At 64.8% G+C, this 12,348-nt stretch carries 13 protein-coding genes; 9 read left to right on the top strand and 4 right to left on the bottom strand.

Annotation, left to right across the window (positions count from 1 at the left end; translation table 11 throughout):
* The first annotated feature begins 18 nt into the window (after positions 1–18).
* The 6 genes from ACX1NL_RS02460 (at position 19) to ACX1NL_RS02435 (ending at position 5,427) form a co-directional block, all read left to right on the top strand.
* On the top strand, positions 19–999 hold the full coding sequence (locus ACX1NL_RS02460; RefSeq protein ID WP_458898520.1) for a helix-turn-helix transcriptional regulator: 981 nt from the start codon (positions 19–21) through the stop codon (positions 997–999).
* A gap of 94 nt (positions 1,000–1,093) precedes the next feature.
* Positions 1,094–1,987, top strand: a complete 894-nt coding sequence (locus ACX1NL_RS02455) for a MetQ/NlpA family ABC transporter substrate-binding protein (protein ID WP_311389204.1) — start codon at positions 1,094–1,096, stop codon at positions 1,985–1,987.
* A 40-nt stretch (positions 1,988–2,027) separates the two neighbouring features.
* Positions 2,028–2,918 carry a MetQ/NlpA family ABC transporter substrate-binding protein gene (locus tag ACX1NL_RS02450; RefSeq protein ID WP_458898519.1) on the top strand — a complete coding sequence of 297 codons (891 nt, stop codon included), beginning with the start codon at positions 2,028–2,030 and terminating at the stop codon, positions 2,916–2,918.
* A complete protein-coding gene (locus ACX1NL_RS02445; RefSeq protein ID WP_458898518.1) occupies positions 2,919–3,947 on the top strand; it encodes a methionine ABC transporter ATP-binding protein in 1,029 nt (342 codons plus the stop codon).
* A 17-nt stretch (positions 3,948–3,964) separates the two neighbouring features.
* Complete coding sequence (locus ACX1NL_RS02440; RefSeq protein WP_448230575.1) at positions 3,965–4,645, top strand: methionine ABC transporter permease; 681 nt, start codon at positions 3,965–3,967, stop codon at positions 4,643–4,645.
* A gap of 11 nt (positions 4,646–4,656) precedes the next feature.
* Complete coding sequence (locus tag ACX1NL_RS02435) at positions 4,657–5,427, top strand: HAD family hydrolase (RefSeq protein WP_458898517.1); 771 nt, start codon at positions 4,657–4,659, stop codon at positions 5,425–5,427.
* Positions 5,428–5,631: 204 nt separating this feature from the next.
* Here the strand turns inward: ACX1NL_RS02435 and ACX1NL_RS02430 are convergent, their stop codons facing one another.
* Positions 5,632–6,510, bottom strand: coding sequence for a sucrase ferredoxin (locus ACX1NL_RS02430; protein ID WP_181889869.1), 879 nt, complete (start codon positions 6,508–6,510; stop codon positions 5,632–5,634).
* Positions 6,511–6,651: 141 nt separating this feature from the next.
* On the opposite strand from ACX1NL_RS02430, the gene ACX1NL_RS02425 reads away from it, so the two are divergent.
* Positions 6,652–7,239: an AMIN-like domain-containing (lipo)protein gene (locus ACX1NL_RS02425; protein ID WP_202032267.1), complete on the top strand. Its 588-nt coding sequence runs from the start codon at positions 6,652–6,654 to the stop codon at positions 7,237–7,239.
* Here the strand turns inward: ACX1NL_RS02425 and ACX1NL_RS02420 are convergent, their stop codons facing one another.
* Together ACX1NL_RS02420 and ACX1NL_RS02415 are read right to left on the bottom strand one after the other, a co-directional pair.
* The gene (locus tag ACX1NL_RS02420) at positions 7,240–8,793 is read right to left on the bottom strand and encodes a Y-family DNA polymerase (RefSeq protein WP_458898516.1); all 1,554 of its coding nucleotides are present in this window, start codon (positions 8,791–8,793) and stop codon (positions 7,240–7,242) included. It abuts the gene before it with no gap.
* On the bottom strand, positions 8,790–9,479 hold the full coding sequence (locus ACX1NL_RS02415) for a hypothetical protein (protein ID WP_458898515.1): 690 nt from the start codon (positions 9,477–9,479) through the stop codon (positions 8,790–8,792). Before ACX1NL_RS02415 ends, ACX1NL_RS02420 begins: the two co-directional genes overlap by 4 nt.
* 176 nt (positions 9,480–9,655) lie before the next feature.
* Between ACX1NL_RS02415 and ACX1NL_RS02410 the strand changes: the two genes are divergently transcribed.
* On the top strand, positions 9,656–10,072 hold the full coding sequence (locus ACX1NL_RS02410; RefSeq protein ID WP_269951561.1) for a hypothetical protein: 417 nt from the start codon (positions 9,656–9,658) through the stop codon (positions 10,070–10,072).
* A gap of 102 nt (positions 10,073–10,174) precedes the next feature.
* Here the strand turns inward: ACX1NL_RS02410 and ACX1NL_RS02405 are convergent, their stop codons facing one another.
* Complete coding sequence (locus ACX1NL_RS02405; protein ID WP_392398616.1) at positions 10,175–11,566, bottom strand: RNA-binding domain-containing protein; 1,392 nt, start codon at positions 11,564–11,566, stop codon at positions 10,175–10,177.
* A 293-nt stretch (positions 11,567–11,859) separates the two neighbouring features.
* On the opposite strand from ACX1NL_RS02405, the gene ACX1NL_RS02400 reads away from it, so the two are divergent.
* Positions 11,860–12,345 (top strand): PspC domain-containing protein, encoded by a 486-nt coding sequence (locus tag ACX1NL_RS02400; protein WP_458898514.1) that lies wholly within the window; start codon positions 11,860–11,862, stop codon positions 12,343–12,345.
* Positions 12,346–12,348 lie beyond the last annotated feature (3 nt).

The following is a 12,348-nucleotide window of genomic DNA, read 5'->3' as shown; positions in this document are numbered from 1 at the left end:
ACAGCTTTTGTCCGCAGCATGGAGAAGAATGACCGCATGGCAAATACGACGCAGCGCGTGCTCCAGCTTTTGGGACTATTGCAAGCGCGAACCACGTGGCAAGCAAGCGCCCTCGCCGCTGAGCTCGGCGTCACAGAGCGCACAGTGCGACGCGATATCGCGCGGTTGCGCGATATGGGCTACCCGGTCAATTCCAGCAGCGGGATCGAGGGCGGCTATCAATTGGGCACTGGTCGCCATTTACCACCCCTACTCCTCGACGACACCGAGGCCGTCGCGCTCGTCGCGAGTCTGCGCATGACGGCCCTGAACGGCACCGACAACGCTGGAGCAGCTGCGCTTCGCGCCTTGGCCAAGATTGATCACATCTTGCCGCCCCACCTGCGAGCCCTAGCATCAGCGGTTGATAACGCGACAACAGCGCTCCCCTATGAGCGCCCGACCGTCGAACTACAACTACTCACCCAACTCGCCACTTCACAGCGGGACCACACGCTCGTACGTTTCACCTACAGCAAGCCCAACGGCACATCATCCACGAGGGAAGTTGAACCAGCCCGGCTCATGACCCAAGGCGAGCTCTGGTATCTCCAAGCATTTGACAAAAGCAGAGACGACTGGCGCACTTTTCGCCTCGACCGAATAAGCAACGCACAAACAACATGCTGGGGTTTCACCCCGAAGGTTCCACCACCCCCGGACTTCAGCAGCGATATCACAAAACGCTATCCCTGCGTCATCCGTGTGGAGCTGGAAAGCTCACCCGAGCTGGTGGCCGAACGGATCCCCCCTCCCTATCGCACCGACCTAGAGGTAACCAAAAATGGATGCACTTTCCTCACCGGCGCACCAAATTGGGACGATCTTGCATGGCACCTTCTTTGGGTATGCCGCGACCTGGACTGCAGGATGAAGTTGGATGCGAGCGCAGAGTCAGACCACCTTCGAACGGCGTTGCACAACATCGGACAAGCTGCGCTTTTATTGGCCCAGGCATAGAAGCGCAAACTGCTTCGTTCTAAAAAATAGACTAAGCGGTACATAGGGTGCTAGATTCTGACCCGTCATAGATTCCCTACCCAAGGAGACCCCAATGCGTATCAAGCGCACCCTCGCAACCGTTGCCGCGGCTGCCCTCGCCACCACGGGCTTGGTCGCCTGCTCCAACGAGTCCGACGACACCGCTGACACCGCCGCCAAGGACGGCGACAACGTCACCGTCAAGATCGGCACCACCGAGGCCGACCAGGAAGCGTGGCGCGTGTTCAAGGACCTGGCCAAGGACAACGGCATCACCCTGGACATCGTCTCCTTCTCCGACTACTCCCCGGTCAACGAGGCGCTCGCGCAGGGCGAGCTGGACGTGAACAAGTTCCAGCACATCAAGTACCTCGCCGAGTACAACAAGGCCTCCAACAACGACCTGCGCATCGTCGGCTCCACCGAGATCGTGCCGCTGGCGCTGTTCTGGAAGGACCACGACTCCATCGACGGCATCGACGGCCAGTCCGTGGCCATCCCGAACGACCCGTCCAACCAGGGCCGCGCCATCAACGTGCTGGTCCAGGCCGGCCTGCTCACCCTGAGCGACAGCGTCGCAGACGAGCTCGCCCCGACCCCGGCCGACATCGACAAGGCCGCCTCCAAGGTCACCGTCACCCCGGTGGACGCGTCCCAGACCCCGTCCGCCTACAACGAGGGCAAGCCGGCCATCATCAACAACACCTGGCTGGACCGCGCCGGCATCGAGCCGGGCCTGGCCGTCTTCCAGGACGACCCGGAGTCCAAGGAGGCTGAGCCGTACATCAACGTCTTCGCCGCCCAGGCCGACAACATCGACGACGAGACCCTGAACAAGCTGGTCGAGCTGTGGCAGACCCCGGAGGTCGCCGAGGCCGCGGCCAAGGACTCCAAGGGCACCTCCGTGCCGGTCTACCGTGACAAGGCTGAGCTCAACGAGATTCTGGACCGCCTCCAGAACAAGTAAGTCTCCACAAACACCCAACTAAGCAAAAGGAGCACACTTTATGCGCACCAAGCGCGTTATCGCCGCTGCGGCGGCATCGCTCATCGCGGCCACCGGGCTGGTGGCCTGCTCGTCGGAGACGGAGTCGTCGACAAGCAATAGCGATGGCGACAAGGTCACCGTGAAGATCGGCACCACCGACGCCGACCAGAAGGCCTGGAGTGTCTTCGCCGACGAGGCGCAAAAGGCCGGCATCGATCTGGACATCATGCGGTTCACCGAGTACCCGCAGGTCAACCCGGCGCAGGTCGAGGGTCAGATTGAGATCTCGAAGTTCCAGACCATCAACTACCAGGCCCAGTACAACGCCACCGCCGGCGAGGATCTGCGCATCATCGGCTCGGGCGAGATCAACATCCTGGGCCTGTACTGGAAGGACCACGACTCCCTCGACGGCATCGAGGGCACCGAGGTCGCGATCCCGAACGACCCGTCAAACCAGGGCCGCGCGATCAACGTGCTGGTCCAGGCCGGCCTGGTCACTCTGCGCGACGGCGCGCCGAAGCTGACCCCGACCCCGGCCGACATCGACAAGGACGCCTCCAAGGTCAAGGTCGTCGCCGTGGACGCGTCCCAGACGCCGAACGCCTACAACGAGGGCCGCCCGGCGGTCATCAACAACAACTGGCTGCAGCGCGCCGGCATCGACCCGGCCTCCTCCGTGGCCGCGGACGACCCGAACTCGGAGCTGGCGGAGCCGTACATCAACGTCTTCACCGTCTCCGGCGACGACCTGGACAACGAGACCTACGCGAAGCTCGTGGACGTCTGGCAGTCCGAGGAAGTCACCGAAGCGCTTAACGAGGACTCCAACGGCACCGCCGTGCAGGTCCAGCGCTCCAAGGAGGACCTCAACGAGATCCTCGACCGCCTTGTGGAGGAGTACAAGTAGATGACGCACACCGGCACCCGGATTGAGTTCCGGAACGTATCCAAGGTCTTCAAAACCAAAGACCGCGAGGTCAAAGCCGTCGACGACGTCACCCTGACCGTCGAGCCGGGCGAAATCCTCGGCGTGATCGGCTATTCGGGTGCCGGCAAGTCCACGCTTGTCCGCCTCATCAACGGCCTGGACATGCCCACCTCGGGGCAATTGCTTCTCGACGGCACCGACGTGGTGGGCATGTCCGAGCGCAAACTGCGCGAGATCCGCCGCAACGTGGGCATGATCTTCCAGCAGTTCAACCTGTTTTCCTCCCGCACCGCCGCCGGCAACATCGAGTACCCGCTGAAGCTGGCCGGCGTGGACAAGCAGGAGCGCCAGCGTCGCGTGGCCGAGCTGCTCGACTTCGTCGGTCTGTCCGAGCGCGGCGAGAACTACCCGGAGCAGCTCTCCGGCGGCCAGAAGCAGCGCGTGGGCATCGCCCGTGCGCTGGCGACCAACCCGTCGCTTTTGCTTGCCGACGAAGCCACGTCCGCCCTTGACCCCGAAACCACCCACGAGGTCCTCGGCGTGCTGCGCCGCGTCAACGAGGAGCTCGGCATCACCATCGTGGTGATCACCCACGAGATGGATGTCATCCGCGCCATCGCCGACAAGGTCGCCGTCATGGAAGACGGCCAGGTGGTGGAGTACGGCAGCGTCTACGACGTGTTCGCCAACCCCCAGACTTCCGTGGCGCAGCGTTTCGCCGCCACCAGCCTGCGCAACCGCCCCGACGAGGTCGAGGCGCGCGAGCTTCTGGCCAAGCCGGGCCGACTGTTCACCGTGGACCTGACGGAGGATTCCGGGTTCTTCGGCGCGGCGGAAGCCGCCCGCGAGCGCGGCGTGTCGGTGGAGCCGGTGCACGCCGGCATCACCACCTTGCAGGAGCGTTCCTTCGGCAAGATGACCGTGCGCCTCAACGGCGACGACGCCGCCATCAACGAATTCTTGGCCACCCTGCAGCAAAGCACCGAGATTGAGGAGATCACCCGATGAACCCGTCAAGCACTGGCATAACCGAGTACATCCTCGCTGAGCCGAACTGGGACACCCTCGGCCCCACCTTCCTCGAAGCCATCGGCGACACCCTGTGGATGGTGGCCATCACCATGGTCGTCGGCGGCTTCTTCGGCCTGCTTCTGGGCCTGTTTCTGTACACCACCCGCCCGGGCGGCATCCTGCAGAACAAGGCGGTGTACACCATCATCAACGTGGCGGTGAACTTCTTCCGCCCCATCCCGTTCATCATCATGATCGCGATGCTCTACCCGCTGACCCTACAGGTGGTGGGCACCACCATCGGCCGCGCCGCGGCGACGTTCGTGATGTGTTTTTCCGCCACGTTCACCGTCGCCCGCATTGTGGAGCAGAACCTGGTGGCCATTGACCCCGGCGTGATCGAGGCGGCCCGCTCCATGGGCGCGAGCCCGTGGAAGATCATCACCTCGGTGATCCTGCCGGAGGCGCTCGGCCCGCTGATCCTGGGCTACACCTTCATCTTCATCGCGGTGATCGACATGTCCGCCATGGCCGGCTACATCGGCGGCGGCGGCGTGGGCGACTTCGCCATCGTGTACGGCTACCGCGCGTTCGAGCCCCAGGTCACCTGGGCCGCGGTGCTGGTCATCGTGGTCATCGTGCAGCTGGCGCAGTTCCTTGGCAACTGGCTGTCCAAGAAGGTCATGCGCCGGTAAGTTTGGGTGCCATGAAGGTAGCGGCGTTCGACTTCGATGGCACTCTCCACCACCCTCCCCACGGTTTCCACGAGGAGGACATCGCCGCGATAGATGCCTGGCGTAAAGCCGGGCATCTCGCCATTTCTGCCACCGGCCGCTCCCGCACCGCCCTCGCTTACGGGATGCGCGGCAGCGGATTACGCTTTGACTACCAGGTGCTGTCCAACGGCGGTTCCGCAACGGACGGGGAGAACCGGGAGCTCATCTTCGGCCACGAGGTCGCGGGTTCCGTGCTGCAGGCAGCTCTTGACGCATACGGTTCCCGCGACGGCCTGGCCATCTTCGGCACCACCCTGGGCAGCGTCGACGGGGTGTTCGCCAACAACACCGGCGTCACCCACACCTTCACCGCGCACTTCCAGCAGATGTCTCCCGCGGACATCCCCGCCCACCGCTTCGCCGTCGTGCCCATCTGGGTGCCCAGCGACGAAGACCTGCGCGCGGAGGTCGTCGACTGGGCGTCCGCGCTCGGCGAGGTCGCAGTCGCGCAGAACCAGGACTACATCGATCTCATGGCCCCGGGGCGCTCTAAGGGCTCAGGCATCCTGCAGCTTCTCGACGAGCTCCGCCTCCCCCGCGAATCCCTCCAGCTCTACACTTTCGGCGATTCCTGGAACGACCTGCCCATGCACGCCATCGCGGATACCTCCCACAGCTTCCACCACTCGCCCGCCGAGGTGCGCGCCGCCACGGACCGCGTCATCGGCTCCGTGTCGGAGGTCCTGGGCGAGTACATGTAGCGCCCCTCACACAGATCGTCTAGCAGCCGGGAAAACACTGCTAGACGGTCCGACAAACGCGGACAAGTTTCCCCAGGTGATATTGAACATCATTGTCGGTATCGGCCTGATCGTCTAGCAGGGTGTCGACGCTGCTAGACGATCCGCAGCACCAGCCCAGGACACCCCCGAAACCTGATCTGTGGCGGCGCGGGAAGCAGGAAGCTAACCCCGCAGGGTCACCGACGCTGCGACCCAGGCCGTACTCTCCTTCGGCGCCTTCCCGCACGAGTCGACCACACCGGACACCGGACGCTGCTCCAGCTGCACCTCGTACACCTGGCCGGACGCGGTGTCGGTGACCAGAGCGGAGCCGTCATCAGACGCAGCGACATCGAACTGGCCGTAGCGTGCGCCGGGCACCTCGGCGGCGACGGCGAGCTCGGCGACCTGCTCGACGGGGCCGAGGGTGCCGCGGCCGCGGTTGCCTGGGACGAAGTAGAGGCCTTCGGATGCGTCGGTAAGCATGGCGTCGGTGGCCTCGACGTTCATGCGGCCGAAGCTGTAGGCCCACGGCATGAGCAGCATTGTCGGCGCGAAGCGGTGGCCCTTGATGTGGGAGGTCTCCCACACCACGTCGTTGCCGGGGCCGAACGGGTGGCGCGCGTGCAGCTCGTTGACCATGGGGCGGCCCTTTACCGCGCAGCAGCGGTCGCGCTTGGCGTGGGTGCAAATGAGCAGCAGCGGGCGCTCGCGGCGCTCCGCGCCGTTGCGGCCCGGGCCGGAGAGGTCCAGATCCAGCAGCTCGTCGGGGCCATCGATGTGCTTGACCTCGGTGACTGCCTCGTCGGCGAAGACGAGGTACAGGTGGTGGTCGCTGATATTGCGCCCCTCGCGCGTTGGGTGGCGGATCAGCAGCAGCGTCGCGTTATGTGCCTCGAGCAGCGGCTTGAGCTTGGCGGTGAGTTCTTCGCCGAGGGCGGCGTCGCCCATGACGTCGCGGGGCCAGGCTTCCGGCCACTCGAAAAGCACGTACACCGAGCCGGGCTTGGCGGTCCCCGGCAGCGGTTCAACCTCTACGTCAGAGCAGGGCAGTTGTTGCATGTCCCCACCATAGCCAAGAGAGCAAAATTGCCTCCGAGACCACCTCTTAGACACCACACCAAGTTATAACGGTTGTATAACCTTTTGCGATTTCGCTCTTTTCCTTTTTGATCTCACCTGTCCGCTGGCTACGGTGACTGGGTGTTTAAAATTTCCGGTCTTTCCCGCGCGGCGTTCGCGGGCGCGTGCGTGGCGGTCGCTGCCGCGTGCGGCGCCTGCGGGGCCGTCAGCGACGGTGCCGGAAATACCCTGATGGGCAGCATTTCCTCCCCCACTACGCAGGCGCAGCCGCTGGGCACGGCCGACCCGGCGCCGAAGACGCAGCGCCCCTCGGTGCCGTCGCGCCTGGCCGTGGTCGGCGTGCGTGTCGGCGCGCACGAGGGCTTCGACCGCGTGGTGGTGGACCTGGAGGGCGACGGCAACCCGGGCTGGTTCGTGGACTACACCTCCACCCCGATGCAGGAGACGGTCGGCCAGCCACTGCAGGTGGCGGGCAACTTCTTCCTCAACATCAACGTCGACGGCACCGTCTACCCCTTTGAGCTGGGCAAAGACAACAACGTCCCGGTCACCATGGCGGGCGACACCGGCAACGTCATCGACGTGATCAGCGCCGGCACGTACGAGGGCCGCAGCCAGATCGTGGTGGGCCTGCGCTCTGAGCTGCCGTACTCGGTGCAGGTGCTGGAGAACCCGAAGCGCGTTGTTGTGGACATCGTCCAGAAGTAGCTAATACACAGCCTCGACGCGCCAGCTGCGCCGACTCCACACCAAAAGCCAGCCGGTCACGGCACCTTCTTCTCCGCCTTCGCGGCCCACGACCTGCATGCGCGCGACGCGGCCTGCGGGCAGCTCGGTTTGCGTCCACCAGTCCGCGTCCACGGGCCACGGGCCCGCCCACCCGGTGACCAGATAGCGCTTCTCGCCCCAGGCCAGCCCGTACGGTTCGTTGCTCAGCATCGCTTCGGCGGTGACGATGACGGGGGCACCGGAGGCGTCGACAAGCATGATGCGCGAGGCCGGGTGGTCGATGCCGCCGCCGAGGCGCGCGGGCAGGGGTTGTGGGATCGCCCCGGGCCACGATTGCCTATCGACGTCCCCCGGTTCCTCCCCGAACGGCACCATCGCCACGCGCTCGGCCACCCCTCGCCCGCCGACAAGGCGCGGTTGGAGTACGGCGTCGATGCCGAGTTGGGATTGGACGCGCTCGACCACCCGGCGCGCGGTGTCGGTGGACGCGCCGTCGGACCACAGCTCCCCCACTGGTTCCGGCGCGGCGAATTCGAGCGGCTCGAGGGTGAGGCTGGTGATCGCGCCGGAGCCGCCGTTGGTCAGCCAGCCGTCGAGTTGCCAGCGCACGCGGTCCGCAGTGGCGGCTTCGGTGAGTGGTTCGCGGGTGCGCCAGACGCGCTCGACGCGGGTGCCGTCGTGGAGCTCGGCGACAACTTTCAGGCGCAGGCAGTTGCGGCCGGTGTCTTTAAGCCGTTCGTGCAGGCTGGCGGCCAGGGTGCGGGCGGCGAACGCGGCGGCGTCGACGCGCTCGATCGGGTCCTCGGGCGTGATCGCCACTGCGAGGTCCTCCACGGGCAGCTCCGGGGCGACGCGACGGTCCGGCGCGGCGGAGGCGATGCGGTGGATGCGCATGCCTTTGGTGCCGAAGCGGGTGGTCACCGCGTTCGGCGGCAGCTTCGCCAGCTCCCCGAGGGTGGTAATGCCCAGCTGGCCGAGCGCTTTGACGGTGTCCATGTCCGCGGCGAGCGACTCTTCCGCCACCAGCACGCCCAGCGGCTGCGCGGCCAAAAACGCGGCCGACCCTCCCGGCGGGACCACCTGGGAAACGCGCGCGGCGATCAGCGCGGTGGCGATCTCGTCAGCGGCGCCTGCCTGGGTGTCGATGCCGCGGCGCGAGGCAGCGTCGATAAGCATCTCGAGCGCTTTGTCCTCGGACCCGTGAAAGCGGCCCGCGGCGTCCACATCCACCACCACGAGCCCGGGGCGTAAGACCTCCACACTGGCGGCGACCTCGTCGAAGCTGGCGGCCAGCGAGGCGAACATGCGCCCGTCACGGTCCGGGTTGTCCTCTATCACCGTCAGCTCGGGCGCGACCGCCTGGGCGTTGCGCACCCGCATCCCGCGGCGGATACCCAGCTGGCGTGCGGCGTGCGAGCACACCTTTATCCGGTGCTGCGCTGCGATCGCGATCGGTTCTGCCAGCTCATCGCCCGATTCCAGCCGCGCGGCCTGCACCGGCCAGTCCGGGAACCACAGCGCCGCGGCCCTCATGTGACGGCCCGGAGCCTTCGCTTCTCGACGCCTCCGGTGCCCAGCGTCACCCGCGCACTCGCCGGACGGTAGCCCTTGGCCTGCGCGCGGACGTCGAAGTCGATGCCGGTGATGCGGCCTGTACCTCTGCCGATGCCGTGGAACTGCGCGAGCTGGCCCGTGACGGTCAGCGCCGGCGAGGGCACCTCCACGTTCACGCACACCAGCGCGGCCTGGCCTTTGCGGATCCGGGCGAGCAGGGGGCGTGCGCGCACCGGGGTGAGCTGGAACGGGCTGCGGGTGCGCAGCACCACCAGGTCGAGCCCCTCGGCGAGCACGCCCGCGACGCTCAAGTCGTCGAGGCCCGCGTCCGGCACCGCCACCACACGCTCCATCGCGTCTGCGTCGTCGCCTGTACCGATGCCGGCGTAGGACAGTTCCGGCCAGCCCACCACACCTGCGCGCCCGCCGGCCTGGGCCACCTGGCTGATCAGCTCCACGATCAGCGCCGGGGTGTCGCTGACGTGCGTGACCGCCCGGCGCGGCAGGCCCCCGTTCGGCAGCACGAGCGAAAGCCCGCCCGCCACCATCAGGGTCTCCGCGTCCTCGACGACCTGCTGCGGAACCTCCCCACCGATAGCGGCCATACGGGCGCGCAGCTCGGCGATCTGGTCGGCGCGCGAGGGCTGACCTGACGGTTCATCCACAACCGCCAGGTTTGCCGCCGCTGCCGACGCAGCTCGAATAGGTGTTCCACTCACGCCAGACAGTATGCACCCCGGGGCCGACACAGGCAACGCTCCTGGTCGAACATGTTTGCGTATATATTGTCCCGTGCAAGCAAAGAGTCGCTCCACGAAGCTGACCGGTTAAGCTGCCCAGCATGATCCCCATCAGCGCAGCAGAGGTCCGCAACCGCGTTACGCCGATCCCCACCCCGACCGTCGTGCGGGCGCTGGGGTCGCTCGGCGTGGGCGGATCCATCGGTGTGATGGTTTCGCAGGCATCGCTGGATATCAAAGCGGTTGTGGCGATCCTGTGCGTCGTTTCCGCCGTCGCCGTCACGCTGCTGCACCCCTACCGCAAACAGCTCCGCGCGTTCGCGGAGGAGAAGGGCGTGGCTAGGGTGCCGTCGATAGGCATGATGCTCCCCCTGATGCTGTGGTGGCTGCTGCTCATGCTCGCGCCGCTGGCCGGTTGGCCCGCGGTGGGCGCGTGGGTTGCGGGCGTGCTGGCGGCCGCGGCGGCGTGGGTGCTGTACCCGCATGTGGACGGGTCGCGGCGCCTCGCGTACGCATAGAACTACTCGAAAGAATCTACTCGAAAGACTTTCTAGTAGACGAGTTTTCGCAGCTCAACCTAGAAACATTCCCTTTCGAGTAGCTTTCTAGTAGCTTTCGAGCTACCGCAACGGCCCCTCCAGCAGCCACACTGCCCGAGGGTCCCGCGGACCTTTACCGCGCCATTGAATAAGCCCCTCTTCCCGCAACGCTTTCAACGCGCGGCGAACAGGGGGGTTTGAAATACCCAAAGCATCCGCAACCTCCCCCGTAGACATTGGCCTGCCTTTCGCTTGCATGACTGCCAGGACGCTACCAGCGTGAGGCGGGAGGGAGTCCGCGGTCTTCGGATCAAGCCGCTGAACCGCCTTCAACGTAAGCAGAACACTTCCGCTCGTCTGCTGGTAAATCGGGTCCGCGAACCCCACTCGCCGCATACCAGCGAACATACGGCGAATACCCTCGCCGAGTTCTTGGCCAATCCGAAGCTCCGCCGTCACGCGAGCAATGAGGGGATTGCGTGCAAAACGGGCAATAGATTCGGGCCGTGTGGGGTCCACCAACCCGGGAAAGCGTCCCGGACTCGAAACTTCGATGCGAGATGGATAGATCTCAAACCGCACATGGTCGCCAGCCATGCTGTACGACCGGTGAATGACAGCATTTACCAAACCCTCAAGCCAAACGTCGTGCGGGATAAGGTTTTCATCCTCGAACAAACCCGAAGCCCCCAGTCTCCGAACTTGAGGCAGCATCCCCTCAATCATCTGCTGAGCTGCCCGAATTTGCTGCGGCAACGGGCCCCCGAACCGTTCATCGGCCAAAAGCTGCTGCTGGTGACCCGCGAGCCGTTCATCCTCACCGAACCGAAGAACTCGGACATGCGCATTAGGAAAGAACTCTTGCGGGTCTTTACCAAAAAGTAAGAGTGCTGCTGTACGGGGCCTGCCTTCGCGGTCGATGAGATTTCTTGCCCTGAGAGCGTCTTCAGCGGATGAGGAACCAATAGCGCTTGCATATTCACCAACTGCCTTCATATCGATATCACCCATATCGACACGGGGCGGTACCGTCGCATCGAACTGCTGCTCGCCCTTGGTGTAACGCAGTTCGAGAATGCCGTCTGCATTCAGCAACCGAGATTCGTCGCCGACACGCAGGAAACAGTCCCCCGACCGCAAATAATGCACACGCTCACTCGGGTCCACATGAAACAGGTAAACCTGCGCACCGTCGCCGACATCAAACGGCTCGATCCGAACACGCACGGTTGGATCCGTGTGGTCGAGCGATGTTTGTCTCAAATCATTGTCCTGTTTAGGCGTCGGCACCCCATCGAACTCCCGGTCAGTAATTCCGACAGCAATAATGCCGCCCTCCGCATTAGCCATGCCGACGATGGTTTTGGCGAGATCTTTCGGCTTGATACGGAAAGACTTTCGCTCGAACCATTGATCTTCCGGCAGACGCAGGAGGAGGCTCGGATCATCTCGATAGTTTCTTTCGGGGTTCACGCGAGGAATTCTACTCGAAAGGCTTTCTAGTAGACGAGTTTTCGCAGCTCAACCTAGAAACATTCCCTTTCGAGTAGCTTTCTAGTAGCTTTCGAGCTCCCCGGGAGCCCCCCTTCGCACAAACCCCTAGTAGCAAAGCCCTATTAAGGCCGAAATCGGCGCATACTCGGGGTCTGTCACTGGGGGTCTGTGGGCGGCACTGCGCAATCGCCACAGCAAGACAGCCCCGCCCCAGCCCCGCCGCACCAAAACCCCGGCTGCGAAGTCCGGCGGAGATACGGATAATGGCGCACATGGCTCAAGGATCTTCAAACTCGCTTCAACACATGTGGGACACGCGCCCGCACCGCATCCCGAAGGACGAGGGCGGACGCGCCGTCATCGCCGGTGTCTGCGTCGGCATCGGCGAGCGCTACAAGGTCGACCCGGTGGCCGTGCGCATCGCGTTTGTCATCCTCAGCCTGGTCTTCGGCGGCGGCATCTTCGCCTACCTGCTGTGCTGGATGTTCATGCCGCGCGTGGGCATGAACATCACCCCGGCCAAGGCGATCATCACGCCGAAAAGCGAGCTCACCCCACACGAGATCGAGGAACGCAAGCCCGGGTGGTGGCTACTTATCGGCCTGATTGTGTTCCTGCCCGCGGCCGGTGAAGCGGGAGACCTGCGTGGCACCCTGATCAGCTTCGCCGCGTTCTTCTTCGTCTGGTTCTTCACCTACGCGCGCCAGCCGGAGCCGCCGGCAGGCCCCAACAGCAACGACGACCTGGTCTGGCGCTAGCCA

The organism is Corynebacterium sp. CQ3829_602738 (assembly GCF_054478435.1).
The sequence above is the reverse complement of the archived record's forward strand: the minus strand, read 5'-3'. Positions and strand labels throughout refer to the sequence as shown.

Bases quoted from the DNA above. Each gene is read 5' to 3' on its own strand.
- ACX1NL_RS02460 (WP_458898520.1), top strand. From the start codon at position 19: ATGGAGAAGAATGACCGCATGGCAAATACGACGCAGCGCGTGCTCCAG.
- ACX1NL_RS02410 (WP_269951561.1), top strand. From the start codon at position 9,656: ATGATCCCCATCAGCGCAGCAGAGGTCCGCAACCGCGTTACGCCGATC.
- ACX1NL_RS02455 (WP_311389204.1), top strand. From the start codon at position 1,094: ATGCGTATCAAGCGCACCCTCGCAACCGTTGCCGCGGCTGCCCTCGCC.
- ACX1NL_RS02450 (WP_458898519.1), top strand. From the start codon at position 2,028: ATGCGCACCAAGCGCGTTATCGCCGCTGCGGCGGCATCGCTCATCGCG.
- ACX1NL_RS02430 (WP_181889869.1), bottom strand. From the start codon at position 6,510: ATGCAACAACTGCCCTGCTCTGACGTAGAGGTTGAACCGCTGCCGGGG.
- ACX1NL_RS02400 (WP_458898514.1), top strand. From the start codon at position 11,860: ATGGCTCAAGGATCTTCAAACTCGCTTCAACACATGTGGGACACGCGC.
- ACX1NL_RS02445 (WP_458898518.1), top strand. From the start codon at position 2,919: ATGACGCACACCGGCACCCGGATTGAGTTCCGGAACGTATCCAAGGTC.
- ACX1NL_RS02435 (WP_458898517.1), top strand. From the start codon at position 4,657: ATGAAGGTAGCGGCGTTCGACTTCGATGGCACTCTCCACCACCCTCCC.
- ACX1NL_RS02420 (WP_458898516.1), bottom strand. From the start codon at position 8,793: ATGAGGGCCGCGGCGCTGTGGTTCCCGGACTGGCCGGTGCAGGCCGCG.